Here is a 24867-nt window from a genome sequence, read left to right on the forward strand (position 1 = left end):
TCAATATATGTACAAACTATGTAACACTTCATGCTCTCGTTTATTTTCACCTTTAAACTCCACTGCAAAAGGATTTTCGCCATTCTTATTCAGATGTTCTAGCACTAGCCCTTCTCCAATCGGCTCACAAAACTGCACATGAATATCTCCAAATACTACACTTTGACACTCGGCATTCCATTTTTCACTTTTCACAACTGAGCTTGTAGATAGCCCCATTACTTCTTTCCATTTCCGCACCGTTTCTCGAACGTTTTTCACTGCATAATGGATCGTTTCAATTTGTTGTACTTTATTTTTATGTTCCGTGATTGTTCCAATGTTACGTAAATCATTTCTTCTTTCTTCGTCCGTTTCATTCCATTGTATAAAGAAAGGTAATTTCGGTCCGTTCTCTTCTTGCTTTACAAATAACATTTTCCATTCTAAAAGGCGGCCATCTTTTCTCATACGTTTCCCTTCAAATGGTCCTATCGTATGTAAACCGTGCTTACTAAACTTTACTGCTAGGTCTTCAATTGCATCTGTTCGAATTGCGATTTGCAGCATTCCTTCTCCGTCTTGTAATTTCACTACTGTTTCTTGTACTAATGGATTGTCTGCTTCTTTCGCTTTTTCTTCATGCTGCACTGCTAAAAATTCGATATATGATAAATCAAAATAACATAAACTATTCCAAGTACCCCAAGTAATATGCTCTCCACCTATTGCAGTATAAAATCCGTGCGCCTGCATTTGTTTTGCCGCTTCTTCCGGTGTACAATGTACGGCGTGTACTAGATGATCAAATCGCAACATGTCCTTCTCCCCTTTCTCTCCATCCTTTTATTGTATATTTTATTTTTCTTTCATTCAATTCAAAAAACTTTAAAACCCAGTTGATTTATACGATTAATATGTATTATAATGAAACAAATTTAATTATTGCTGATTGGAAAAACCAAAGGCACTTTTCTCATACGGGAAAAGTGCCTTTTTCATTTATTATTACAGGGGGATTATTTATGCAGAAATTAATTGTCTTTGCTATTATCGGATTTTTCGCTCAATTGATTGATGGGGCACTTGGAATGGCGTATGGGGTAACATCTACCTCACTATTATTAATGTTTGGTATCGCACCGGCTGTAGCTTCCGCTTCTGTTCATTTAGCTGAAGTCGTTACAACCGCCGCTTCCGGTGCATCTCATATCAAATTTGGAAACGTTGATAAATATACAGTTTCCAGACTTACATTACCTGGAGCAATTGGTGCATTTGTTGGGGCATGTTTTTTAAGTAATTTACCTGGCGATGTAATTAAACCGTACATTTCCGTTTTTTTATTTACTTTAGGGGTTTATATTTTATTACGATTCGTCCTTCAAAAACAAATTGTTGCTTCAAATAAGCGTATGTCTGCAAAACAACTTGTGCCGCTTGGTTTATTTGCTGGATTCGTTGATTCAACTGGTGGCGGTGGCTGGGGGCCGATTACGACACCCGTTCTTCTAGCAAGAGGAAATGAAGCTAGAAAAGTTATTGGATCTGTAGATACGAGTGAATTTCCTGTTTCACTCGCTGCAACAATTGGTTTCTTCATCTCACTTGGCTGGGAACAAGTAAGCTGGGTTTGGGTATTTGCCTTAATGCTTGGCGGTATTGTCGCAGCTCCAATTGCTGCATGGTTAGTTCGTATCGTTCCAGCACATTTACTTGGGGTATTAGTTGGTGGTCTTATTATCTTTACGAATATACGTACACTGCTGACTACATTTAAAGTGGATCCAACTATTATTTCACTTTCTTACGTGGCAGTTGGTCTTGTCGTTATTATTTCTATTTTCATTGCTGTTCGCAATCATTCCAAGCGTTCTAACGCATCGACAGCCGGATATCCGAATGATCAAAAACAAATGCTACCATAACGATAAAAATACCGCCCGATATACTTCGAGCGGTATTTTTTATTTTTCTATTTTCCAATTAATCATCGTTTCTGTAGCATTTACTCTCTTCATATGTAACTTTTCTAAAACACGAATCGAACTATAGTTATCTAGGAGTGTCTCTGCAATTATTGTTTCTACCTCTCCTGTTTTGAAAGCCCAATCGATTAGTTCTCTTACAGCTTCTGTTGCATAGCCCTGATTCCAATATTTCTCAATAAATCCATAGCCAATTTCTACTGTTTGCTTCTCGTTTGGTTTCCCTTTAAACCCAATATCACCTAAAAAGCTATCATCTTCTTTCCGAAGAACATACCACGCACCCCATGGTAATATAGCTGCATCTCGTTTTACATTCTTTACATGCCCTACAATATGCGGACCGCTATTATATCCTTGCTCGTTAGCAATTTGAATCCTCTCTTCTGTACACGGCACTATATAGAGCCTTTCTGTTTCTAATTTCATATTGATTTCCCCTTTTCAATTAAACAATACCTCAATTTTACTAAAAATAAAAAGAATATTCATTCTATCCGTTAAATTTATACTTATTCTTTGAAACGAATTTAAGGAATAATCCTCTTTTGATAGTTATGTCGAATTATATTTTTCTGAATTTTCTTTTAATTTAGAGGGTTTTTCAATATTTTTTGCGAAACATTTGTATAACAATTTTTTCTTTGCTTATTGCTACATAATAGTAGGTTCGGGTGGAGTTTTGCAAGCGTTTCCTATACAATAACCGATATTTTTTGACTTTTCCTAACAAAATATCTTGCAATATATTCAGAAAGTCATTACAATTGCCATATATTAAAAATCTTAGCAATATATCAAATCCTCATCAATCCGATGAGGTAGAGGTTGCGACTTTTATGAGTAAAACGGACGAGACACAGAGAATGTCACCAACTCCGTTTGAAAGGAAAGGTTGCCGAAGTTTATATTTCTTCTCTGGAAATATGAGCTGGGGCTGTCTCCGAAAGGAACAGAACTGTCACGTTTACAAATTACCGTGTAAACGTGGGGTGCTATCTTAACGGAAGGGTATGATGGGGTGGTTATTTGTGAAACGTTCCGCCAAATTCCTTTGGCGGTTTTTTGTATTTTTCTCCCCCGCTCCTTCCTAACCTACAAGAAAAGGAGTGTTGAACATGAATAGCGCAACAAATCAATCTACCTCTAAAACGCAAACTACACAAGGACAAGGTGAATTAAAACGCGGATTAAAATCTCGTCACCTTACGATGATTTCTCTCGGTGGTACAATTGGTACCGGACTATTTCTTGCCAGCGGTGGTGTCATCCATACAGCTGGACCTGGTGGCGCATTAATTGCATACGCCGCAATTGGAATTATGGTTTATTTTTTAATGACAAGCTTAGCTGAACTTGCAGCTTACATGCCTGTTACTGGATCTTTTAGTACGTATGCAACAAAATTTGTTGATCCATCACTTGGCTTTGCACTTGGATGGAACTATTGGTATAACTGGGCAATTACGATTGCTGCTGAACTTGCAGCTGTAACATTAATTATGAAATTTTGGTTCCCAGATACTCCTTCTCTTATTTGGAGTGGATTATGTTTAGCTATTATTTTCCTTTTAAACTATTTATCTGTTAAAGGGTTTGGTGAATCTGAATATTGGTTCGCACTTATTAAAGTAGTTACTATTATTATCTTTTTAATTGTTGGTTTCATGATGATTTTCGGAATTATGGGCGGCGAAACTGTTGGATTTAAAAACTTCACAGTTGCAGATGCACCATTTAACGGCGGTATCATGGCAATTATCGGTGTATTTATGGCAGCTGGTTTCTCCTTCCAAGGAACTGAATTATTAGGAGTAGCTGCTGGTGAAACATCTGATCCAGAACGTAATATCCCAAAAGCAATTCGTTCAATCTTTTGGCGTATTCTTTTATTCTATATCCTTGCGATTCTCGTTATCGGTTTACTAATTCCTTATACAACTGAAAGCCTTGCTGCAAGTGATGTAACAGTAAGTCCGTTTACACTTATTTTTGAAAAAGCGGGCGTTGCCTTTGCTGCTTCTGTTATGAACGCTGTTATTTTAACTGCTGTACTATCTGCTGGTAACTCTGGTATGTATGCATCAACTCGTATGCTTTGGGACTTAGCTCGCCAAGGAAAAGCACCAAAGTTTCTTGGTAAATTAGATAGCCGCGGTGTACCTGTTAACGCATTAATCGTAACGTCAATTGTTGGTAGTATTGCTTTCATTGCTTCTTTATTCGGTGACGGTGTTGTATACATTTGGTTATTAAACGCATCTGGAATGTCTGGTTTTATCGCATGGGTCGGAATTGCAATTAGTCATTACCGTTTCCGTAAAGCATATATCGCACAAGGAAAAGATTTAAAAGACTTACCGTATAGAGCAAAATGGTTCCCATTCGGTCCAATCTTCGCATTTACACTTTGTATCATCGTAATTTTAGGACAAAACTACGGCGCATTTATGGGTGAAGCAATTGATTGGAACGGTGTACTCGTTTCTTACATCGGTTTACCACTCTTCTTAGTACTATGGTTAGGTTATAAATTTACGAAAAAAACAAAAGTGATTCCACTTGATAAATGTGAACTAAAATAAAGTGAAACGAGCAAACAAATTTGTTTGCTCGTTTTTTGTTGCAAACCTCTTTCCTTTATTATTGCTCCTGTTTTTGCAATAATAAAGGAAATATAAATAAAGGTTGGGATACAATGAACATTCGTATTACTGATGAAGCAAAAGCAGCTATACGTAGATTAGAACGTGAAGATAAAAAGATCGTTCGCATTAGAGGAACAATGACGAACTCTTGTAGTATTTTCGTTGATGTCGATTTAATTTGGGATACATATAACGCAGATGATGTTGTATATGAAGATGTAGAGCTTATCGTACAAATGGATTCATTCACGAAAGAATACACTGGTGATACAGTGAAACTTGATTATAAGACGACAGGTTTTAGTATTACGACTCCGAGTGAGACTTTAGTTTATGGATTGTCGATTAAAAAATAAAAATTGTTTTCATTTGACCACCGAGGTGAAAAAATGGGTAAATATGTTCCGTTAAAATTTTTATTTAATGAAGAATTAGCAGAGAAAATAGCTGATTCTATTTGTAAACACGATCCTAATTTTTCTAAAAGAATCTTTGTAGATTCTGTAACATATAAAGTTGAAAATTTAGAGTTAAAACAACGTATTGAAGTAATAGCAGATGAATTACACAATGCTTTACAAAAAGATTTTAATGTAGCAATACATATATTACTGAAAACATTAGGACCAGAAAATACAACAGAAGTAGGCACATTCACAAACGGATATATGTACATGCCTATCGCAAAATACGTTGAAAAATATGGTCTGAACGATTTTGAAACCTCATTCAACACCATGTATGAAATAACGAAAAGGAATAACGCTGAATATGCCATTCGGCCTTTTCTTGAAACATACCATGAAGACACACTAGACATATTACAACAGTGAGTTCATGACCAAAACAGTTATCTCTATCAGTGTTTCAGTAGTTTGGAACAAAAGGCTGCTGGTACTAGAATGAGTTTGCTTAATTTCCCAGGCTTTCTAACGAAAGGAATGGGGATTGCGATTGTAGGTGGATTATTATCGATACATTTGCTAAACCGAAAATTACTACCTATGAATGCTAATTCTTTCACTCATTTGTATAGTAATTTACTATTACTTTTTGCAGGAATCATATTGATTAGCTGGTTGGTTACTATGAAAATGTATAAATGCTCCAGAAGAAATATATATCAAGTGAAAAGATTCATTTTTCAATAACTTTTTTGTTATATTTTTCAATCTAGTGACGTTTCTTACATCAAGATTAAACAACTATATTTTTAACCCCGATCTAAATTTAGATCGGGTTATACTTATTTGGACTTTTGAAATTAAATAACTTTATTATCATTTTACATATAAAAAATCAAAATTTAACAATTTACCCTATATGCATTATAAAAGGCTTGTCTAAAATAATGTATATGTCAAGAAAACTTGTCTGTAAGTTGAAATGTTGTAGAATCTAGAGTCCGAATATGCTTACGGTAGATCCTCCTAATCATACTCGCCTGCGTCGGATGGTCTCTAAACCCTTTATACCACGTATGATTGAGGACCTTCGTTCCCGTATTCAGCAACTTGCCGACGAATTGTTAGTTGCTGTACAAGAACAAGGAAAGATGGAAATTATTGCAGATTTTGCTTAACCACTACCCATTATTTTCATTTCAGAGGTGCTTGGGATTCCCGCCACTGATCGAAACCAGTTCCGCAAATAGACAAAAAACTCATGGACACCTCTGTGGAACCTATTCAGGGAACTGAAGTTAAAACAACACTTAAAAGTTTATTCATTACATTGAGACATTACTTAACGAAAAGCGTCTAAATCCTGATTCTGATTTGATAAACGATCTCATTCAAACAAGAGAGCAAGAAAACAAGTTGAATAAGAACGAGCTTCTTTCGACAATTTGGCTATTCATCATCGCTGGACATGAAACGACAGTTAATTACATAGAGAAGTCAACGTCTTTTTTATTTTAGGGGAACTTGTTTTGTTAATTTGATATTTACAGTTAAGTTAAGTGACATTTGATTCTCATAATCCGTATTATCTGAAGTTAATAAAGTCTATTACACTCTCTTCTTTAGGAACGTTTCCATAATATCTTTCTTAAATTTTTCATAATCAAACTGAAAAGCTACATTATGCGTTTTATAGCCTGGATTAGTAACAAAACGAAAATCTGCAATGCTTTGACCAAATCCTTCTCCTTGATCAGGGATTACTTTAATAGGTACTCTTGAAAGACTAACAGCGTCTTGATTTAGCAAATACCAAACTGTTACAAAATCATGCATAGGACTTCCACTTATACCAGGATTAGACTTGGAGTAGAAATTATAATAATAATCTAACATAGGTTTGATGATGAGTCCTGCAAGATCCTGTGTACTCCGATGAAATGCATCAATTTGCTGGACCATTTCGGGTGTAACAATCGCGTGTTGAGTCACATTTAAAGGAATAATCGTCAAGTTCTTTGCATGCTGCAGAATTAAGTTTGCTGCATACGGGTCTGCGTAAAAATTAGCTTCAGCCACAGCAGTTACGTTACCTGGATAGAAAAAAGCTCCCCCCATGCAAATGCATTCTCTTACATTTCGCATTGTTTCTAAATTTAATACAAAAGTCGTAGCTAGCGAAGAAAGTCTTCCTAAATTGATAATTGTAAGATCTTCTAAATTTGATTCTATAATTTGATAAATATCATTTAAAGGATAAACTGGATATGAAATTTCAGGTGGAATAATAGGTCCTAATCCAACTTTTCCATGTACCTCAGGGAAATACTGAATCACTATACCTGTCAACGGTACAGAAGCACCAAGGAATACAGGTATTTCTTCTCTTCCCGCAATGTACTTTAAATAGTTAATATTTCTTATTACATCTTCTCTTGATACATTTCCATAATCGGCCACAATTCCTACAAGTTGAATGTCTTTACGAAAAAAGGTGTACAGTATAGCAAACGCATCATCAATCCCTAAATCTGTAAACAGGAGAACCTTTTTTTGCATATCTCTTCCTCCAAAATTTATAGAATTCTACTTTCACCAATGATGCAGTGATTAGAATACGCTTTTATATATATTTTTTATGTATTCTTAAAGAGTGGATTCTATTCACTTGAAATAGTTTTGCTTATCTAAATCTGATATTATATTCAAGCACAAAATACATAAGGGTATTAGAGATATGGAAAAATCTGTTGTTATTGAGGAATTTACATCGGATTGGGCACTACAATTAGGGCTCACCATATCAAAAACGAAAATTGTACGTTTAGACACAAAATTAACATATTTTGATTAGCTCCCTGTACGTTAAGGAATTAGTTTCTATATTTGAGGAGATGTATGTGACAGGTGTATATTTAGGGGAATCTAATATTCACCATTCAAATATGATAGAATAGAAGTATATCCAAAACGGAGGAATAACAAATGAACTCAAACACAAAACAGTTTATTTATGATATCCAGCAAAGAAAGAACAATTATATAGAAAATGCTCTAATAGCAATACAACACCCTAAAAAAGAGCAATCTGAACAGGTCATTCAAAATATAGTAGAGAAGATGGATATGATGATTAGTCTAGTTACTACGTACATGAGGATTGAATCTGGATCTATGGAAGAATTAAAAGAACTTCAGAAAGAAATTATCCATGCTCAAGCATATATCCAAAAACGAAAATTTGAAGAAACACAGAGATAAAACCCTGTGTTTTTATTTGATTTATAATGCTAATCTATTATAAATCAAATTACATGTGATTATTGTTTTGGCATAATCCATACAATTTGTTGAATGCGTACAATATATGGCACCGTATCTTCAATGAGCAAATGATCTAGTTTCACATCCTTTAATTTACCTCTTATATTGCCTCTTACAGTTTCAATAACCACATGTTTACCAATTACTGATTGTAATGTCTGATATACATAGGGATTAGGCACACTTACCATATTTTGTTTACTAAAGTCATTTCCCTCCAAATAACTCATTCTATAAAACTCCTTTCTAACTTGCATTCTTTCTACTAATATATGATATAAATCTTATAAATATGCTAGAAGGATAATTCATTATATGGACGGAAATAACATTTTAATAGGGTACGGTTTCTATTTCTACATTGCTAAAAAAATGATTTATATAAAGTTACTTTTACTAGTTAATAGGAGATGATAAAGGGATATTTTGAATATACATCTAGGTTGTTCCTTTCTGGTTATGTATCATTTTAAATACGCCCTTTATTAGAATAGTGCTCATACTTTTTTTGAGATTCTTTCGTAATACGTGCGTTAAGTAAAATTGCTAACAATAAAAACACTCCATATTTTCCGCCTGTAGCTCCTATGATAATCACACTACTACAAACAAGTACAATTAATAGGATAAACGAAACTAAATAAATACGATCATAATTCTTTGACATCTTCTCGTATTTTATGCGTTCTTTCCTTGCATCCATTTTAATTCCTCCTTTAGATGATCCATTTCACTCTCAGATAAATCTCGCCCTTAAAAAGGAAACAATCTATCGTTTTAAATAATTAGTTTGTTTTTTTATCAACTAATTTATATAACGTAAAAAGAAATCCTACCAATATTAAGCTTTCCACCATGATAATCTCCATCCTCTCCTTCCTTTTAACCCCAACACATCAGATAAAAGTTATGTATATCCCATATTAGCTGCAGCAAGCAAAAAGGATCCCCCTTTTCTTAAAGGCTGATCCTTTTCTCCTTGCATGCAACTATTTTTACCTATTCTTGATTAATTAGAATAATAGCTGGTCCATCTACACGAATTCCACCAACTTCGATTTTTTCATAAGGCTCAACTGTAATAGAAATAATCCCTTCTCGCTTCTTTAATTCATTACTTAATTCTTTTGTTAACATTTTTTTCATGTGCGGACTCCTTCTTACTGCTTAATTTACTATTGTTATGTAAATAAAATAAAAAATGGTTTCTTGGTCTGGAAACCATTTTTTGTAGTTTACCATATGGTGTTACCAGTTCGTTTATCAATTTTACGTAAAGAAGATAAACAATTACTATTCACTGTCTCAGTAGATGTAAGGAACTCTTAAAGCTGGCGGTGAGATTGATTGTTTTTTCTTCTAGAAATAATGACTTAGATAGTATATTACCTAAAACAATGAAAGCCCTACCTCTCTTTCATCCTTACGGCTCCTTGTCCGTGCCAGTGTGAATCAGGATTGCAAAAATCAAGTGACTATTTAATCGAGTTATTTAATGAAACTTCGAATGTTCGTAAAATAAATTTAAAAATAAAAATGGATTAGATTGAAGTAATAACAAAAGAGGTTCCTACTCTAAAAGTGAGTTGAAGAAATTGAATGTCTTTGAAATGATTTACTTTTAATACTCATCATATTCTCGAAAAATTCAGGATGTTTTCGGGAAATATAATACATTATCTATAATAAACCTTAACAGAAACTTTTTATTTGATTTTCAGTGATTCCTTTAATTAATTCTAGTTCACTGACCAAAAACTTATATGCATCATCCAACAATTTTTTTCACTTGTATTCAGTGTTTTTTCTTTCTTCATACGCATTAAATCGCGTACAACTTCAGCACCTTCTTGTATTTCACCCGTTTTTATTTTGTCCGTGTTCACTTTATGCCTTTGTTTCCACGGCAGTAATTTACATGATTCTTCATGCTGAAAAATGTGTATAATGTGTTTTAATGCAAGTATATTAGTAACTGGGCGTATATTCGAATTCAATATTTTACCCGTAGGAATCATGACTTGCATATTACTGATTGACATTTTGATGACATAATACTGTTGTTTTTCCCCTGAGAATTCTTTTTCTTCTATGGCTTCAATTATACCTGCTCCGTGCATTGGATAAACAATGTTATCGCCAATTTGAAACATATAATCCACCTCCATATGTGGTAACCTTTTCAAGCTTAACACATATGTTGTTTTTTATCAAATATTTAATAATATCACAAGTTCATTTTAGGTGTCAATTACTTTTTTCTTCAAAAGTTAAATCAAGTAAAACAGCCGTAAAATACCAAAGAGCGTTCGAGATTTCCAATAAAAGAAAAGGGAATCCATACGCGTATATCCTGAAATCTCCACCCATTAACGTAGATCAATTTCCCCTTGAAAACGGCCAAATCGATCCCGTATTTTTTTCAATCTTATATGATACTCCAAAATCTCAATTCTTGCTTTTTCTGCTAGAGGGGCAATTGGTCGTAAATCTTTTAACCCCCAATACTCAACCACTACATCAAGTACTTGATCAAAATATTGTAGTGGGCCATAGTTTGCTTCTTTTGCAATCACAGCCATTCTATTTTCAAAATCAGGCATGACGGCACCTGGCATTTTAAAATTCCTAATCACATTGGCAATATGGTAGCAATAATTTGGTTCCAATTCTAAATGTGTTCGAATAACGTCTCGATAAAACGCATAATGAAGTGTTTCATCTTTTGCAAGACGGCGTAATAATGTAGCAAGATCTGGATCATGCTTACTTGCCACCTTAGCTACATTATTGTAAAACACCATTGTTGCAAGTTCTTGTAGCGTCGTATATGTCATGGCTTCGATTGGTGTATGAAAATCAGGCTCAAATCCACACTCAACGACTGATTTTCTTAATTCATGTATACGTTTAGGGTTTACACTTCGAGTGAGTAGTAAATATGTCTCTAATAAATTCGAATGTTGATCCTCTTCTGAGGTCCAAGTATGAATAAAGTCTGTAATAACAGAAAGGGAACCTTTAAAAGTCGCAGATAAATACGTTGTAAACCATGGTAAATTCACTTCTGTTAATAAAGCTGTTTCAATGGCCGTAATTACACCAGAAGGGAGAGTAACTTGACTTTCATCCCAAGGAACTCTTTTAAAGTCCATTCCCTTATCCCATGGTAAAAACTCATGATAAGCCCAGTCTATCTTCTGCGCTCTTATTTTATGTTGTTCATACAGTTCTTTTAAACGTGGTTCTAATCGAAAATCTAAATCATTTGTTAACATTTAAGTGCCCCCTTTTTCTTACCATGGATATTCATCCTATTTTTATCCTTAAAAATTTTCTACAAATAAATATTACTTTCCTTTTTTAAAGTCAAACAAAACAAATTTGTAACAAAATTTTTTAAGAGCACTATATTTTTATAGGATTTTTTTATTAAAAGGAGGACCGTTACATCTATTTTCTTTTTTATAAAATAGATACTGAAACATACAATATGTTAGTTAGCCTAAATAATAGCTTTGACAAGTGCCAACCCAATTCCATTCGAGCCAAGCTTTTTAGAACTACTTGATTTATAGAATCGTTCAAAAATATGAGGTAATTCTTCAGCTAAAATTCCCTCTCCAAAATCTTGGATCACTGGTTCGATATAGATTGGAGAATTTTTGACCTGAATCATTATGTTACCACCTGGTTTAGAATGTTCTATTGCATTCTTCAACAGGTTTAACAAAGCTTCCTCCATCTATATTTTTTCGTGAATAACGATTATTTCTCTCGGTGCATTCCAATTAATATATTTTTATCACTTATCATGCTTTCCAAGCGATTTAGAACTTCCTTAGTCATATCTACTAAATTCCCTAGCTCTTGATCAAAGGATTTCCACTTATTTATCCCGAATATATAAATAACCATTCTCACAAGGAGCGAATTTATATGAATCTATTCGAACATGAAACATAAAACTGCTTCATTTTAATAAGAGGTCCTCCCTTTTTCTTTTCTCATCATATTATCCATTAAAAAATAGGAGGACAAATTTATGAAACGTGATCCATTATTTTTAACTTTATTAGAAAGTGCAAATACAAACTTTAGTGGCTGGGATTTTTCTTTCATTTCAGAAACGGGTCGAATGAAGAGCGAGCCATTATCGTGGTCGTACGGCAGTACTGCTTTTCAGCTTATGCAACGTGCAGAATCAATGCTCGATATGGGTACTGGTGGCGGAGAGTTTTTATCTATGTTACAACCGTTCCCGTCAACTACATTCGCTACTGAGGGCTACGCTCCAAACGTGCCAATTGCTCAGAAGAAATTAGAACCTTTAGGGGTTACAGTTGTGGCAGTAAGTGATGATACTGCTTTACCATTTCAAAATGAACAGTTTGATTTCATTCTGAATCAACATGAATCCTATTCTGCTTCTGAGGTAAATAGAATACTTTCTCCTAATGGAATATTTCTTACACAACAAGTTGGCGGTCTTGATTGCGTTGAACTTAATGAACAATTGGGTACGCCTCTAAATAGTGAGTTTGCAAATTGGTCTCTCGAAACTGCATGCAGTGAGTTAAACCAAAATGGATTTACTATTTTAGAAGCAAAAGAAGAATTCCCTTTCCAACGTTTTTATGATATTGGCGCTATCATCTATTATTTAAAAGCAATTCCGTGGCAAATTCCTGATTTTACTGTCGAAAAGTACTTTGAGGAGTTATATCGTATACATGAGATTATTTTGCAAAAAGGATATTTAGATGTGAATCAACATCGATTTATAATTAAGGCGATTCGTAGCTAACAAAAAGAGGTAGCAAAGCCACCTCCTTTTTTGTTCCGTTTACGTATATTCTCTACTCTTTCACCATAAGAAAAGTTATATCATGCATATTACAATTATGGCCAATAAATTGTATTTCTGAAACATATAATCACCTCGCATATATAATGAGAGCAAAAACGTGATTTTTCACTATCCTCTTCTATTGAGAAATGAGTTGTTTTTCATATCGCTTATTCGCATCATCTTCTGTCAAACATGCAGTTGTGTAATGAATAATATTCCGGTTATCATACGTGAATATATGTTTTAACTTATTTTCTTCTGTTAATACTGTCGGTAAGTATTTTGGTAAATTGCTAACAACACCTCTATTATCACCATCTAATATCCAATCAATTTCTTTCCATTCTAATAATCCTTCAGCCGTACGAAATGGTGTATTCATTTGCATTCCATCTGGCAAATCAGCAACGAACACATACATTCCTTCACTAGCCTGGGGCTCATCTTTACCTTTAAAACCAACAGTCCCTTTATACATTACACTTGAAAGTTCTATACCCGTTTCCTCAAACGTTTCTCTAATTATTCCTTCGTATGGCGTTTCATTATCTTCTATTTTTCCTCCAACACCATTCCACATCCCCATATTCGGCTTTTTATTTCTATTTAATAGCAGTATTTTATCGCTTTTTCTAATAAAACAAATTGTGTATTTGTACATACAATCATTTCCTTTCATTTTCCACATGAGTTATTTGGCTTATTTTCAAGTAAAAACACTCGCCTTACAATTCCTTACTACATAATATATAGTACAACTTTCATGCGTAAACACTTTACGTCAAACGAGAGAATCCTTTTTAGAAAGGAGAATTTAAAATCGATAATATAAGCAATGAATTTCTAAACCAATATTACAACAGCCTCGTGTGGTTAAACGATACACACTGGTTCGGAGTTCCAATCTGTAAACTTCCCTCTGACCTCTTTTTGTATCAAGAAATTATTTATGAATTAAAGCCCGATTTAATTATTGAATGCGGGACTTTTCACGGTGGTAGTGCACTGTATTTAGCTTCTATGTTAGATTTAATTGGAAAAGGTCACGTACTTACTATCGATATAACTCCGCAGCCAAATCGGCCATCACATAATCGGATTACGTATTTAACAGCCTCTTCTGTTTCTGTGCAGGCCGTCCAAACAATAGTAAGCATGCGCAAACCTGATGATGTGGTTTTAGTTATTTTAGATTCTGATCATAGTAAAGAGCATGTATCCAAAGAACTATTACTATATAAATCTATCGTCACTACTGGCAGTTATATGATTGTAGAAGATACCTCCATTAATGGAAATCCGCTTCTTCCCGATTGGGGTCCTGGTCCGATGGAGGCTGTGGATGAGTTTTTAACTAAAAATAATAACTTCATAATCGACGAGTCTAAACATAAATTTTTCATATCATTTAATCCAAAAGGTTTTTTAAAGAAAATAAAGTGAAACTTTAATAAGTGGGGTTTTGCTTCTCCCCCACTTATTCTATCATTTTCATTTTTGAAAAAGGATAATATACGAATTCCACCTTGCCAATTATGTTATCTTCTTCAATATATCCTAAGCCATTTCGACTATCTCTACTTACTTCGCGGTTATCTCCCATTACAAATAACTTATTTGGCGGAATTTTTGTCTTTTGAAAGTTATAAAACACTTGTGTGTTGTTAAATAAATCTTTGTTCGTATATGGTTCTTCTTGCTTTTTATCGTTCACATATACCTTTCCGTTCGTTATGTTAATTACATCACCCGGAAGCCCTATTACACGTTTCACATAATATTTCGATTCATCCGCTTCCTTTATAATGACAATTTCTCCGCGTTGTAAATTAGAAAGACGTACTACTGCTTTATTTACAAATACGTAATCTGCTTCATATAAAGTCGGCTGCATCGATTCCCCTTCCACTTTACATAAAGTAAAAGAATGGTAGCCTATTACCATCACCAATATAAATAGTATGTACTTTCCCCAGCCTCTCTTAATTTCCTTTTTCATATCCATTCCCACCTTATAAAGCGCTTTTTAACTCAAAAAATATATCACTGCACAATATGTTTCCATGCAGTGATACTATTTTTACTGTGCCTTGTTCGGTTGTTCTACTGGAATTGAATTTGTATTTGATCTATTTGTTTTTAATTCAAAATACGCATCCAAAATCTCTTTACCAATCGCAGAATTAATTCCTGATTTATCATCATTCACCCATGGTACAACAACTGAAAAAGCTACTTCCGGATCAGCATCATATGGTGCATAACCGGCAAGAGTTAAATTATAACATTTTTTTCGGTTGTTATTCTCATCTCTTCCAATATCACTTTCTCCACCATATACCGTCTCAGCTGTTCCTGTTTTTCCCGCTGGTTTATATGGTAAACCTTTAAACGTTCCGGTACCTGTTCCGTCAGCTTCTTGAAAAACTCTTCTAAACCCTTCTTTTACATGATTAATGTACGAAGTGTCCATATCCACTCGATTTAATACAACTGGTTCAATCGACCGAACGACTTTTCCTACATCCTCTGGTCTATTCGGTTGCTCTCTAACTTCTTGTACAATTTGTGGTTTCATTCGGTAACCGCCATTTGCAATTGTGGAAATATATTGCGCAAGCTGAAGCGGCGTGTATGTATCATACTGTCCAATCGCGTAATCAAGTAAAAATCCGGGTATGTTATCAGTTCTACCTACTTGACCGATTGCTTCATTTGGCAGATCAATACCAGTCGACACACCTAGGCCAAATTGTCTAAAATAGTAGCGCATTTTATTAAATGTTTCTTGTTTAATATCTAATGGATTATTTGGGACATAATTAATGCCTGCCATTTTTAAAGCTGTATTAAACATATAAACGTTCGATGAAACTTGTAAAGCTCTTAAATCATCAATATCCCCAAATTCTTTCCACGATTTCTTCGGCTTAGAACTTCCTTTAAAATACATTGGTGCATCAAAGAAATGTGTATATGGCTTAATCGCTTCTGTTTGATATCCAGCTAATAAAGTAGCACCTTTTACAGTTGATCCTAACTCATAAGAACTTGTCATCGTTCCTAATGCATAATCTTCTATTTGCATACCGCCATCTTTATTTACAATTTTCTTTCCTGCCATTGATAAAATTTGACCGTTTTTCGGATTCATCATTACTACGAACGCACGATCCATCATCGGCTCTGCAGCATGAAAAGCTCGTAAATTCTTTTCAAGGCTTCCCTCTACTTTTTTCTGTAAATCCATATCGACTGTTAACATTAAGTTATTTCCACTTTTTCCTTCGGTCACTTTTTCTGTTCGAACAATTTTCCCTGCTTTATCCATAATATTTTTAGACTGTTCTTTCGTTCCATGTAGTGCATCTTCGTATTGTTTTTCAATGTAACTTTTACCAATACGATCGTTTCGATTATAATCACGAACTAAATAATAATCTAATTGTTCTCTTGGCAACCCTTCATTTTCATTAGAAACGCTACCTAGTATAGAGCGCAGTATTTTATCATTTGGGTATTCTCGTTCCCAATCTACTGTCGTATCTACCCCCGGTAAACTTGCCAATCTTTCACTAACGACAGCATATTCATTTTGACTTACATCTTTTTTAACGATTTGCGGTGTCATTTTATATCCTGCATTCATTTTGCTTTTAATTACTAATACTTCTATATCTTCCTTTGAAAGCTCATTTAATTCTTCTTGTGTAATTCTTTCCCGGCGCAGTTCTTCTACTTTTTTATCTAATTCTTTTCCTTCTATTTCTTGCTTTCTAAATTTACTCTCATCTTCTTTCGTTACTTTCGCTGCTGCCCGCTTTTCATTTAACTGCATCCAAAAATCTTTCTTATCTGTCTCTGTTAACTTATCCATGTCCTCTTGCGACATTTCAATCAGCTTGGCTAAATCTCTTGCTACTTGTAAAACTTCTTTCGAGTCTACTCCTCTCATTTTCGTATATGTAACGGTTCGCAATGGTTTATTATTTACAATAACGTGACCTTGCCGATCAAACATTTTCCCTCTAGGAACGGGAGTGCTTACCGTTACATCTTCCTTTTTGTTTACTTCATTTCTATACGTTTCTCCATCAATGATTTGTACTTTACCTAATTGAATTATAATAGCTGAAAATAAAAGAAAGACAATAAAAAATAGTACATTTAACCGAAAAGGAATATGAGTCTTTTTCTTTTTCGATTGTTTCTTCTGCTCCTTTTTCTGTCTCATTTCGCTCCCTCGCTTCATTCTATTAACATTTCTACGCAAAATCATTATGTATCAAATTTATTTATATGATATATATAGAATTTTATATTAATTACAAAAGAAATAAAAGATTTAATTTTCAGTTTTTTAATTAATTATCCTATTTATTACCATTCCCTTAATGCACAATAACATGAATATTATTCTAAAAGAAAAATGGGGCAAATTGATTTTTATAAATTATAGAGATGTGGTTACTACATTATCAAAATGTTTTCATATGGCTTAAAACAGTGATTACTCAAATAAAAAACTGAGGCGGATACCTCAGTTTTTTCGATAACTTATTTCATTGAAGATAATCCTTCAACAAATTCACCAATTTTATTTTGAAAAACATAATCAAAGTTATATTCCTGTTCTGTTAACTCTTCATTTACTAAAATAGTTGTTGCCCCTACTTCTCTTTTTGCGATTTCCGGGAATGAAGCGACGGGTTGTACTTTTAATGACGTTCCCATAACAATAAGCACATCTGTTTCATATAAACGTTTTATCGCATTTTGATATTGCGGCAATGTATCTCCGTATAAAACAACATCTGGATTTAAAATGAAATTACACTTCTCGCAGCGAGGCACTTCATGATCAATCATATACTGCAAATCATATCCCGCTTTACACTTCGGACAATGTGCTGTTTGAAGTGTTCCATGTAAATCAATGACATGCTTACTACCGCCTAATTGATGTAAACCGTCAATATTTTGCGTTAAAATCGTAATATCTTTCCCTTGTTCTTCTAATTCAGCTAAAAAGCAATGGCCACGATTTGGTTTATATTGATGAAACGTATTAATTTGAAATATTTCTTTATAATGCTTCCAAAATTCTTTCGGATTTCTATTATAATATCCCCTTGATAAATACATCTCCACATTCGCATCAGCATACAATCCATTTGCTGAGCGGAAATCTGGAATACCGCTTTCCGTACTTGCTCCTGCACCTGTTAACACTGTAATTTTCTTCGCTTTTTCTAAAATTGAACGTACTTCTTCAAATTGTTGCACAAAAATCACCTCTATGTATTTTCCTATACTTATTATACCAGTTGTTTACAGGAGGTGTTGTATGATTCGATTTATTTAATGCGTCGCACCCCCAACCTCTACAATATCTACTTCAACTGTTGTCGTTACCTCAACTGCCAATTCGATCCCTTTACGAATAGTAGAAAGTGACATACTCGGTTGCCCTGGATATTTACTCGCTTGTTCTGGTAAGAACGGAATATGAATAAATCCGCCTTTTATTTTCTTATCACGCTTCTCTAGTTCATGCATGAGACCGTAGAATAAATGATTACAAACGAATGTACCTGCTGTTTGTGAAACGAAAGCTGGTATACCTTCTTCTTGCAGTCTTTTTACGATTGCTTTCATCGGAAGTGTAGACCAATAAGCAGCTGGTCCTTCTTCTGCAACTGGCACATCTATGGGCTGATTCCCTTCATTGTCAGCAATTCTTGCATCATCAACGTTAATTGCGACACGCTCTATCGTAATATCTGGTCTGCCCCCAGCTTGTCCGATACATATAATCATTTCAGGGTTTAGTTCTTCTATATATTCTTTTAATACTTTTATTGATTTATGAAATACCGTTGGGACTTGTTTGCTAATAATCGTGTACTCTCCAATTGTTTTTTCATGCAAACTTTTTGCTACTTCCCAAGCTGGGTTGATGCTTTCTCCGCCAAACGGATCAAATCCTGTTAATAATACTGTTTTCATAGTTTTCCCTCCTAATTAGAAACGATATACAAGGCCGTACATAATAAACATATTGATAATAAAGATTGAAAGAGCAATTGGTACTTGTGCTTTAATAACTGCATTTTTATCCTTTAGTTCTAAAAGCATCGCCGGAACGATATTAAAGTTTGCTGCCATTGGCGTAAGTAGCGTTCCGCAATATCCAGCAAACATACCGAGTGCTGCCATAATTGCTGGATTCCCACCGTGCATTTGAACAATTAAAGGTAAACCAATTCCGCCAGTAATAACGGCAAACGCTGCGAATGCATTTCCCATTACGACTGTGAAAAGCATCATTCCTAAACAATACGCCATAACAGCAACGAACGGATACTCTGTCGGTAACACTTGTCCGACTAAATCTGAAACAACTTGTCCAACGCCAGACTTCGCGAATATACCGCCAAGTGCTGCTAACATTTGTGGTAAAATTACAGCCCAGCCGACAGCTTGTAATAGTCTGCTTCCTTCTTGTACAGGCGTTGTTATTTTTGATTTTGTAATACGCATCGCCGCAACGAATGCGAGTAATGCACCAAGCGCTAATGCAACTAATGTTACTTTATCTGGATCAACAAGAGAGACATTTCCCCATTTAATTTTCCCTAAGGTCAACGTACCGATAATTGTAAAAATAGGAATTAATAGTGCAGGCATAAAAATTTTATTTTTTAATTTCTCAGCATGTTTTACACGCTCTTGTACTGGAACTTCTTTTTCCTCTGATTTTGTTACTTTATTTAGCGAGGCTAAAACGACCATAGCGAGCACGATACAGCCAACGTAAAACGAAGGAATTACATTTCCGAATAAAAATGTAACTGCAAACAATGCCCAAAATAAACTAGAACCGAATCTGTTGGGATGTTCACGATCGAATGCGATACGAACAGCGATAAAAGCAACGATTATCCCTAATACATAATAGATTGTATCCATTGTGATGATGTTCATATTAGATTGCCTCCTTCTCTTCTTTTCCTTCTGCCTTCATTGTTTTCTCTATATATTTATCAAACCTTCTAAATCTAATCCAGCTTACAATAAGTGCAGATATTGCAGTTGGAATGCCCCAAAGTGCCATATCCCATACACCCACATGCATACCTACTGAATCGAAGAACCCTTTCATTAATAAAATAGCACCAGTTGCGATGAAAATATCTTCTCCGAAAAACCAAGCTGTATTTTCCGCAGCAGCTGCGTTTGCTTTAATCTTTTCTCTTAATTTTTCAGGAAGTTTACCGTATTTACCTTGCGCGGCCCCTTCTGCCATCGGTGCAACGAGCGGTCTTACCGTTTGTGCATGCCCACCAATATTAAGCCCTAGTGCTGCTGACGATTCTCTTATCGTAAAATATGACATTAATACTCTTCCAGTTGTTGCTCCTTTTGATTTCGTTATAAGTGCTTCTGCTCTTTCTTTTAAACCGTAACGCTCTAAAATTCCGATTACCGGTAAAGTTAATATAATTGGCATAGACATATATCTATTTTCTATGAAAAATTTACCGAACATGCTGATCACATCATAAAAACTTAATCCTGAAACCATCCCCGTAACAATACCTGCAACCATAACTACTAAAAGTGTATTTAATCTAAATAAAAAGCCCACTGCAACAAGTAGTATTCCGATTAATTTAATCATCCCAGCACTTCCCCCTATTTTTTATTTCGGTGCACAAATAGAAATACCATTACGTTCGAATATTCTGTATATTTTTCCCGCAAATTGTACTGCTTTTTCTCCATCACCGTGTAAACAAATCGTCTGCGCCTGAACTGCTACTTCCTCTCCATTGACCGAATTTACATAGCCTTCTTTCACCATTTGAAGCACTTGCTTTATCGCTTCGTCTTCATTTTTTATAAGTGCATTTTCTTCTGTACGGCTCGTTAACGTTCCATCTTGCTTATATGTACGATCCGCAAACGCTTCTTGTACGAGAGTTACATTGTATTTTTCTGCAGCCTGTATAAACGCCTCGCTATTTGCTAATCCGTAAAGCGATAGACTCGGATTCATATGATAAATTGCCTTAGCGATTGCATCTGCAATTTTCGAATCCGTTGCCGCCATATTATATAAGGCACCATGCGGCTTTACATGCTGCATTTTCCCGCCTGCCGCTTTTACAAATGCGTCTAATGCGCCGATTTGATATAAAACATAATCGTATACTTCACTTGCTGAAACATTCATGTTTCTTCTACCGAATCCAATTAAATCAGGAAATCCAGGATGCGCCCCTATCGCTACGTTATGCTCCAAAGCTTTTTCAACAGTTTGCCGCATAACAGACGGATCACCCGCATGAAAACCGCAAGCAACGTTTATAGAGGAAACGAACGGAAGAATTTCATCATCATTCCCCATTTTATAAGCTCCAAAACTTTCTCCTAAATCACAGTTTAAATCGATTGTAGTCACAATGTATCCCTCCTAATTTCAGCTTCGTAAAGCGATAAATTTCTTTAATAGATTTATATTTACTTCTTGTTCTATGTACAATTGTTCCGCTTCTTCAAGCGTAATTTCCTCAAAAGAAACATAGTCCCCCGGCTTTAGCTGGGCAAGAAGAGGTAAATCTACAGAAATGATATTTCCCATTCTCGGATAGCCACCTGTCGTTTGCCTATCTGCCATTAATATAATTGGCTGTCCACCATTTGGAACTTGAATGGTTCCAAATGTAACAGGACTCGATAAAACCTCTTTTTCTTCAATCCTATTTAAAACTTCTCCCTCAATCCTATAGCCCATGCGGTCAGCATAATTAGATACTTTATACTCTTTCGTAAAAAATGCCTTTCTACTTTCTTCTGTAAATTGATCATATTCAAAGTCAGTTATGACACGAAGCTTAGGATGTTTCTTATACTTTGATAGTACGCTGTTGTTAATTGCCCATTTCGTTTTTATTCTCCCATCTTTTTGTAAGTCTTGAATGAAACGATTCGCCATTTCTGGTTGTGCACCAATTTGGAAGTAGTCACCCTTGTTGAGCATTCTTCCTTCTATACCGCCAATCGCAGCACGTATGTACGTACTTTTACTTCCCATAGTACGATCAATATGGATGCCACCCGCAAAAGTCACATACGCTCTGCAACCACTTTTCACTTTTCCAAAACAAAGCATACTACCTTCTTCCGCTAAAATGGGACGCCATAACGGGATACGTTCTCCATTCAATAACGGTTCCATATCTGCTCCGCCAATCGCAAGTAAAGTCGTTTTCTTTATTAACAATTTAGGTCCCATAATCGTCATTTCGAGTCCCGCTTCATTCTCTTCATTGCCAACTAACATATTGATCATTCGAAGTGCACTTTGATCCATCGCCCCGCCAACGGGTACACCGTATTGTTGATAATGAGATCGCCCTAAATCTTGGACTGTTGTAAACATTCCTGCATGCAAAACTTCTACATCCATTCTTTAGCCCCCTCAAATGATACGTACTCTTCCTTCGTTATTGGGATAAATCGTAAATACATACCACTTTGAATATATGTTGGTATTTCTTCTTCTGGATTAAATAATGAAATAGGAGTTCGGCCGATAATATTCCATCCTCCTGGTGTTTCAAGCGGATAAATACCTGTTTGATTTCCGCCAATACCTACTGAACCAGGAGAGATTTGTAACCGTGGCGTTTCTTTTCTAGGTGTTTCTAATTCTTTTGATAGTCCTCCTAAATACGGGAACCCTGGTGTAAAACCTAGCATATATACAAAATATGTAGTTTCACTATGTATTCGAATCACATCTTCTACTTGTAAACCTTTATAATGCGCAACCTCTTCTAAATCAGGTCCATATTCTCCCCCGTAGCACACTGGTATAGAAATATGTTTCACATCCTGTTTTACTTCTTCTTTATAAGAATCACACAGCTCCTTTATATACTGGTGAACGTAATCATATGGCCTTTCATTTCTCTCATTTCTCTTCCATACTTCGTATACATTGTAGTAAACAGCTAATGAAGTAAACGACGGAACGCACTCAATCATTCCTGCAAACGGATGTTGCTGCAGTGCTTGAAATAACCGCTGTACTTTCTCATATATATCCATCTTAATTTCTTCACCAAATGTAACAATAATTGCTTGATCCCCTAACGCAGAAAATTTCATCCTACTCCCTCTTTCTATGCCAAAAAGCCGAGTTCTTTCGAAATGCGATGTGCTGTTTCTTTCACCTTAGCGATAAAATATGAAATGTTACTTTCGCTGTACTCAATTGCTAATCCCGAAATACTAATGCCTGCTACAACCGTTCCATCACTTGCGAAAATGGGCGCTGCTATTGCGGCTGTATGATTTTCTAACTCAGAATAACTAATTGTGTAGCCTTCCTTTTTTGCCATTTGCAACACTTCTAGCAATTGTTCCTTATCCACAATTGTTCCATCTGCAAACTGTTTTAAATCCACTTCCTCTATGTATCTCCGTTTCTCTTCCTCAGAAAAATACGATAGTAAAATTCTCGGACATGCACCAGCATAAAGCGGTGCTCTTCTTCCAACCGCCGTATACACGCGTACTGGCTGAACACCTTCCATCTTTTCAACATAAATTGCGTCGTTACCATCTTGAATTATTAAATTAACTGCCTGTCCTAAACTATCTCTAAGTTCTTTCATATAAGGAATTGCTATATTTCTTACTGATAATCGTTGTGAAACAAGTTGACCGAACCGTAAAAATACGACCCCTAAACGATATTTCCCCTTTTCGTTTTTTTGTAAAAACTCCATCTCTTCTAACGAGCCAATTAAACGATAAACAGATGTTTTCGGCATATTTGTAAGCTGAACCATCTCAGTTAAACTTAGCTCTTCATGCTCATAAAACAACTCTAAAATATCCATTGTCTTAACTGCCGTTTTATTTATACTCATTCTCTCTTCCTTTCGTTCTGAATTTCGGAACTTAAATTCCATTTTTCGAAACAAACATATAATTTAAAATTATAAAATATTCTTTCAATTCATTCAATAGATTTTAAACAAATAAAAAAGTACGGAAGAATATCTCTCCCATACTTCACTACACTTTATAACGCTCTTACTTGTTTCAACGGCCAGAAAACAGCTTGTCCTTTTCCGACAATCTCATCTTCTGAAATAAAGCCAAACATGCGACCATCCTTAGAAACTTCACGATTATCCCCTAAAACAAATACTTGGCCTTCTGGCACTTTCGTTTTCCCTGTAATTTGTTCTAACGTAAAGTCTGGAGTTAATACACGGTCAGTTGCTTTTTCTTTAAACTCTTTTAAATATGGTTCTTCCATCGCTTTTTCGTTTACATATAAAACATCATTTTTATACTCAACTGTATCACCTGGTAAACCAATTACTCGTTTTACTAAATCGTATCCTTCTTTGCCGTGGAAGACGATAATATCAAAGCGTTCTAATCCACTTATACTATAACCAATCTTATTTACGAGAACTCGTTCATTATTTTCTAAAGTGGGCATCATTGATTCACCTTGCACTAAAGAAGGTGTAAATAAAACGCCGCGAATAATAGCAATTAATACAAGGGTAAACCCTATCGTTTTAGCCCAAGAGAATAATTCTTTCTTCGTATTTTCCTTCATCGTTTCTCCTCTTTCTTAA

25 protein-coding genes, 5 pseudogenes and 1 riboswitch are annotated in these 24867 nt (G+C 35.0%); of the genes and pseudogenes, 9 read left to right on the top strand and 21 right to left on the bottom strand.

Annotated elements, in window-relative coordinates:
* The gene (locus ACLBXA_RS07240; RefSeq protein WP_000943330.1) at positions 1-798 is read right to left on the bottom strand and encodes a VOC family protein; all 798 of its coding nucleotides are present in this window, start codon (positions 796-798) and stop codon (positions 1-3) included.
* A gap of 98 nt (positions 799-896) precedes the next feature.
* Here ACLBXA_RS07240 and ACLBXA_RS07245 point away from each other — a divergent pair, with 98 nt between their 5' ends.
* Positions 897-1907, top strand: coding sequence for a sulfite exporter TauE/SafE family protein (locus ACLBXA_RS07245; protein ID WP_002082558.1), 1011 nt, complete (start codon positions 897-899; stop codon positions 1905-1907).
* Between the two features lie 39 nt (positions 1908-1946).
* Here the strand turns inward: ACLBXA_RS07245 and ACLBXA_RS07250 are convergent, their stop codons facing one another.
* Positions 1947-2396: a GNAT family N-acetyltransferase gene (locus ACLBXA_RS07250; protein ID WP_081143301.1), complete on the bottom strand. Its 450-nt coding sequence runs from the start codon at positions 2394-2396 to the stop codon at positions 1947-1949.
* Positions 2397-2781: 385 nt separating this feature from the next.
* A riboswitch (Lysine riboswitch) is annotated at positions 2782-2973 on the top strand.
* A gap of 112 nt (positions 2974-3085) precedes the next feature.
* Between ACLBXA_RS07250 and ACLBXA_RS07255 the strand changes: the two genes are divergently transcribed.
* The 5 genes and pseudogenes from ACLBXA_RS07255 to ACLBXA_RS07275 form a co-directional block, all read left to right on the top strand.
* The gene (locus tag ACLBXA_RS07255) at positions 3086-4552 is read left to right on the top strand and encodes an amino acid permease (RefSeq protein WP_001083394.1); all 1467 of its coding nucleotides are present in this window, start codon (positions 3086-3088) and stop codon (positions 4550-4552) included.
* 113 nt (positions 4553-4665) lie between these two features.
* Positions 4666-4971, top strand: a complete 306-nt coding sequence (locus ACLBXA_RS07260; RefSeq protein WP_001026197.1) for an iron-sulfur cluster biosynthesis family protein — start codon at positions 4666-4668, stop codon at positions 4969-4971.
* Positions 4972-5004: 33 nt separating this feature from the next.
* Positions 5005-5445 (top strand): annotated as a pseudogene (locus tag ACLBXA_RS07265) (hypothetical protein); the annotation flags it as partial.
* A gap of 10 nt (positions 5446-5455) precedes the next feature.
* A pseudogene (locus tag ACLBXA_RS07270) lies at positions 5456-5766 on the top strand (tetracycline resistance MFS efflux pump); the annotation flags it as partial.
* Positions 5767-6020: 254 nt separating this feature from the next.
* A pseudogene (locus ACLBXA_RS07275) lies at positions 6021-6510 on the top strand (cytochrome P450); the annotation flags it as partial.
* 117 nt (positions 6511-6627) lie between these two features.
* On the opposite strand, the gene ACLBXA_RS07280 reads toward ACLBXA_RS07275, so the two are convergent.
* The gene (locus ACLBXA_RS07280; protein WP_001170286.1) at positions 6628-7578 is read right to left on the bottom strand and encodes a nucleoside hydrolase; all 951 of its coding nucleotides are present in this window, start codon (positions 7576-7578) and stop codon (positions 6628-6630) included.
* 426 nt (positions 7579-8004) lie between these two features.
* Here ACLBXA_RS07280 and ACLBXA_RS07285 point away from each other — a divergent pair, with 426 nt between their 5' ends.
* Entirely contained in the window at positions 8005-8280 is a 276-nt protein-coding gene (locus ACLBXA_RS07285; RefSeq protein ID WP_001087711.1) for a hypothetical protein, read from the top strand.
* Positions 8281-8339: 59 nt separating this feature from the next.
* On the opposite strand, the gene ACLBXA_RS07290 is transcribed toward ACLBXA_RS07285, so the two are convergent.
* From ACLBXA_RS07290 to ACLBXA_RS07315, 6 genes and pseudogenes are all read right to left on the bottom strand, one after another.
* Positions 8340-8573 carry a YuzF family protein gene (locus ACLBXA_RS07290; protein ID WP_000120816.1) on the bottom strand — a complete coding sequence of 78 codons (234 nt, stop codon included), beginning with the start codon at positions 8571-8573 and terminating at the stop codon, positions 8340-8342.
* 239 nt (positions 8574-8812) lie between these two features.
* On the bottom strand, positions 8813-9046 hold the full coding sequence (locus tag ACLBXA_RS07295) for a hypothetical protein (protein WP_000340032.1): 234 nt from the start codon (positions 9044-9046) through the stop codon (positions 8813-8815).
* Between the two features lie 296 nt (positions 9047-9342).
* The gene (locus ACLBXA_RS07300) at positions 9343-9489 is read right to left on the bottom strand and encodes a BC1881 family protein (RefSeq protein ID WP_000738546.1); all 147 of its coding nucleotides are present in this window, start codon (positions 9487-9489) and stop codon (positions 9343-9345) included.
* A gap of 546 nt (positions 9490-10035) precedes the next feature.
* Positions 10036-10496 (bottom strand): annotated as a pseudogene (locus ACLBXA_RS07305) (CarD family transcriptional regulator).
* 216 nt (positions 10497-10712) lie between these two features.
* Positions 10713-11621, bottom strand: a complete 909-nt coding sequence (locus tag ACLBXA_RS07310; protein WP_000957093.1) for an acyl-ACP desaturase — start codon at positions 11619-11621, stop codon at positions 10713-10715.
* A 230-nt stretch (positions 11622-11851) separates the two neighbouring features.
* Positions 11852-12225 (bottom strand): annotated as a pseudogene (locus ACLBXA_RS07315) (sensor histidine kinase); the annotation flags it as partial.
* A 163-nt stretch (positions 12226-12388) separates the two neighbouring features.
* Between ACLBXA_RS07315 and ACLBXA_RS07320 the strand changes: the two are divergent.
* Positions 12389-13150 (top strand): class I SAM-dependent methyltransferase, encoded by a 762-nt coding sequence (locus ACLBXA_RS07320; protein WP_000817593.1) that lies wholly within the window; start codon positions 12389-12391, stop codon positions 13148-13150.
* A gap of 181 nt (positions 13151-13331) precedes the next feature.
* Here the strand turns inward: ACLBXA_RS07320 and ACLBXA_RS07325 are convergent, their stop codons facing one another.
* Complete coding sequence (locus ACLBXA_RS07325; RefSeq protein WP_000280180.1) at positions 13332-13856, bottom strand: NUDIX hydrolase; 525 nt, start codon at positions 13854-13856, stop codon at positions 13332-13334.
* A 158-nt stretch (positions 13857-14014) separates the two neighbouring features.
* Here ACLBXA_RS07325 and ACLBXA_RS07330 point away from each other — a divergent pair, with 158 nt between their 5' ends.
* The gene (locus ACLBXA_RS07330) at positions 14015-14638 is read left to right on the top strand and encodes a cephalosporin hydroxylase family protein (protein ID WP_265736909.1); all 624 of its coding nucleotides are present in this window, start codon (positions 14015-14017) and stop codon (positions 14636-14638) included.
* A 34-nt stretch (positions 14639-14672) separates the two neighbouring features.
* Here ACLBXA_RS07330 and lepB (ACLBXA_RS07335) read toward each other — a convergent pair whose 3' ends face one another.
* From lepB (ACLBXA_RS07335) to lepB (ACLBXA_RS07385), 11 genes are all read right to left on the bottom strand, one after another.
* On the bottom strand, positions 14673-15194 hold the full coding sequence (gene lepB / locus ACLBXA_RS07335) for a signal peptidase I (protein WP_000711484.1): 522 nt from the start codon (positions 15192-15194) through the stop codon (positions 14673-14675).
* Positions 15195-15275: 81 nt separating this feature from the next.
* Complete coding sequence (locus ACLBXA_RS07340) at positions 15276-17429, bottom strand: peptidoglycan D,D-transpeptidase FtsI family protein (RefSeq protein WP_001249189.1); 2154 nt, start codon at positions 17427-17429, stop codon at positions 15276-15278.
* Positions 17430-17752: 323 nt separating this feature from the next.
* On the bottom strand, positions 17753-18490 hold the full coding sequence (locus ACLBXA_RS07345; protein ID WP_079997208.1) for an NAD-dependent protein deacylase: 738 nt from the start codon (positions 18488-18490) through the stop codon (positions 17753-17755).
* Positions 18491-18556: 66 nt separating this feature from the next.
* Entirely contained in the window at positions 18557-19204 is a 648-nt protein-coding gene (pcp, locus tag ACLBXA_RS07350; RefSeq protein WP_000859748.1) for a pyroglutamyl-peptidase I, read from the bottom strand.
* 15 nt (positions 19205-19219) lie between these two features.
* Entirely contained in the window at positions 19220-20182 is a 963-nt protein-coding gene (locus tag ACLBXA_RS07355; RefSeq protein WP_001021658.1) for a DUF979 domain-containing protein, read from the bottom strand.
* A gap of 1 nt (position 20183) precedes the next feature.
* A complete protein-coding gene (locus ACLBXA_RS07360) occupies positions 20184-20879 on the bottom strand; it encodes a DUF969 domain-containing protein (protein ID WP_000593392.1) in 696 nt (231 codons plus the stop codon).
* A 21-nt stretch (positions 20880-20900) separates the two neighbouring features.
* Positions 20901-21662 carry a 5-oxoprolinase subunit PxpA gene (gene pxpA, locus ACLBXA_RS07365; protein ID WP_000207324.1) on the bottom strand — a complete coding sequence of 254 codons (762 nt, stop codon included), beginning with the start codon at positions 21660-21662 and terminating at the stop codon, positions 20901-20903.
* 18 nt (positions 21663-21680) lie between these two features.
* Positions 21681-22670, bottom strand: coding sequence for a 5-oxoprolinase subunit C family protein (locus tag ACLBXA_RS07370; protein ID WP_000382228.1), 990 nt, complete (start codon positions 22668-22670; stop codon positions 21681-21683).
* Complete coding sequence (gene pxpB, locus ACLBXA_RS07375; protein WP_000672262.1) at positions 22661-23374, bottom strand: 5-oxoprolinase subunit PxpB; 714 nt, start codon at positions 23372-23374, stop codon at positions 22661-22663. The genes ACLBXA_RS07370 and pxpB overlap by 10 nt, the downstream gene beginning before the upstream one ends.
* 14 nt (positions 23375-23388) lie before the next feature.
* The gene (locus ACLBXA_RS07380; RefSeq protein ID WP_000026365.1) at positions 23389-24141 is read right to left on the bottom strand and encodes an IclR family transcriptional regulator; all 753 of its coding nucleotides are present in this window, start codon (positions 24139-24141) and stop codon (positions 23389-23391) included.
* A 155-nt stretch (positions 24142-24296) separates the two neighbouring features.
* Positions 24297-24848 (bottom strand): signal peptidase I, encoded by a 552-nt coding sequence (gene lepB, locus ACLBXA_RS07385; protein ID WP_447617154.1) that lies wholly within the window; start codon positions 24846-24848, stop codon positions 24297-24299.
* Positions 24849-24867: the final 19 nt, after the last annotated feature.

It is taken from the genome of Bacillus sp. D48C (assembly GCF_053345735.1).